Raw genomic sequence first — 1,856 nt, 5'->3', positions numbered from 1 at the left:
CCCCCGTTGCCGAACGTGCCCCCGCCGCCAAAGCCAAAGCTGTTCGCGCTGTAGTCGGAATGGTTCTGGATGTCGGAGAACATCAACGTTCCCGTCGTGAGTTGGTTCTTCGACGGGTCTGCCGTACTGGCGATGTATGCGCCCTTCAGATCCGTATTTGTAATGACCCACTGAAAACCTGCTCAGGTGTTAACCTTCGAGGACAAACACATGAGCATGAAGATGGAAGACGAGATCAAGCGGTGGACGGCCAAGCGCAAGAGCGCGTTGGTGCTCGACATTATTCAAGGCAAAACGACGGTATCTGAGGCGAGCCGGTCGTTTGACCTCGCACCCTCGGAAGTCGAATCGTGGGTCGAAGACGGCAAGCGGGGCATGGAAAATGCGCTGCGAGCAAACCCGCTGGACGTTCGGGAGCAATACGAGCTGACCTGCTCCCCATGAATAGTCCGCAGACGGTGTAGAGTCCGTTCCAACGAAGGGGAACGGAAGTGAAGAAGCGATTCAGCGAAGAACAAATCATTGGCGTGTTGAAGGAAGGCGAGGCGGGTCTCAAGCCGGCCGAGTTGTGCCGTAAATACGGAATCTCGGAAGCGACCTACTACAACTGGAAAGCCAAATTCGGCGGGATGACCGTGTCGGATGCTCAGCGTCTTAAGGAGCTTGAGCAGGAGAATGGTCGGCTCAAGCGATTGCTGGCCGATTCGATGTTGGACAACGCAGCGCTGAAGGACCTGCTTGCCCGAAAGTAGCAAGCCCGCAAGCCAAACGCGAAGCGGTCCGAACGTTGATGACCGAGCGCGCGATGGGTGTCACCCGGGCTTGCGGGCTGGTGGGAATTTCGCGGTCGTTGTTCCGTTATGAGTCAAGCCGGACCGACGACGTCGAGTTGACGAGCAGAATGGTGGCCATTGCGGCGCAGAAGCGCCGGTATGGCTATCGCCGCATTCACGTGCTGCTGCGTCGGGAGGGTTGGCTGGCGAACCACAAGCGGGTTTGGCGGCTATACAGCCAAGCGGGACTGAGCGTGCGCAAACGAAGGCGCAAGCGTATTGCCGCAGTCGAACGGACACCTCGACCGCTACCAACAGGACCGAATCAAAGCTGGTCAATGGACTTCGTCGCTGACGGCTTGGCGTACGGTTGGCGGTTTCGGTGCCTGAATGTGGTCGACGATTACACGCGTGAATGCCTTGTCATCGAGGTCGACACTTCACTGCCTGGGCAGCGCGTGAGACAAGTGTTGGAACGTTTGCGGGAGATGCGCGGATTGCCGTTATCCATCACCGTGGACAACGGGCCAGAGTTCGCTGGCAAGGTAATGGATGCCTGGGCGTACGAGGTTGGCATCACGCTGTCGTTCATCCGACCCGGCAAACCTGTGGAGAACGCCTACATCGAGAGCTTCAACGGGCGGTTCCGTGACGAATGTCTGAACGAACACTGGTTCGTCTCGCTGCGCCACGCCAAGCGCTTGATTGAATCATGGCGTATCGAGTACAACACAGAGCGGCCTCACAGCTCTCTCGGCTACCTGACGCCCGAGCAGTTTGCTCGGGCGCATGAAGAACAGAAGTTTTTAAACTCGGACTCTAAAAGCGTTTTGGACTAAAACCGGGGGCAGGTCACAGCGACAACGGATTGGTCTTTACCAATCGCAGTTACACCGCGCTGGCGCACAGCTACGGCCTGCGCCAGGAATTCATCACCCCGCATTGTCCACAGCAGAACGGCATGGTCGAGCGCGTCATCCGGACGCTCAAGGAGCAATGTGCACACCGCCATCGCTTCGAGACGCTGCAACACGCCAGCCGTGTCATCGGCGACTGGATTCGGGGGTGTCAGAAATTCCGTGT

The 1,856-nt window shown here is 57.9% G+C and carries 3 protein-coding genes; all 3 read left to right on the top strand.

The features are described from left to right. Nucleotides 1-210 precede the first annotated feature (210 nt). Entirely contained in the window at nucleotides 211-444 is a 234-nt protein-coding gene (locus W930_RS0125190; protein WP_023595205.1) for a DUF1153 domain-containing protein, read from the top strand. A 47-nt stretch (nucleotides 445-491) separates the two neighbouring features. Continuing rightward, a protein-coding gene (locus tag W930_RS29950; protein WP_144347285.1) for an IS3 family transposase occupies nucleotides 492-1,612 on the top strand; the annotation gives its coding sequence in 2 pieces (ribosomal slippage) (nucleotides 492-750 and nucleotides 750-1,612; 1,122 coding nt in all). Nucleotides 1,613-1,641: 29 nt separating this feature from the next. Further along, a partial coding sequence (locus W930_RS28905; protein ID WP_369798722.1) for an integrase core domain-containing protein occupies nucleotides 1,642-1,856 on the top strand: 215 nt, incomplete at its 3' end.

Origin of the sequence: Pandoraea sp. E26 (genome assembly GCF_000681415.1) — a bacterium.
Classification (GTDB): Bacteria; Pseudomonadota; Gammaproteobacteria; order Burkholderiales; family Burkholderiaceae; genus Pandoraea; species Pandoraea pnomenusa.
The sequence above is the reverse complement of the archived record's forward strand: the minus strand, read 5'-3'. Positions and strand labels throughout refer to the sequence as shown.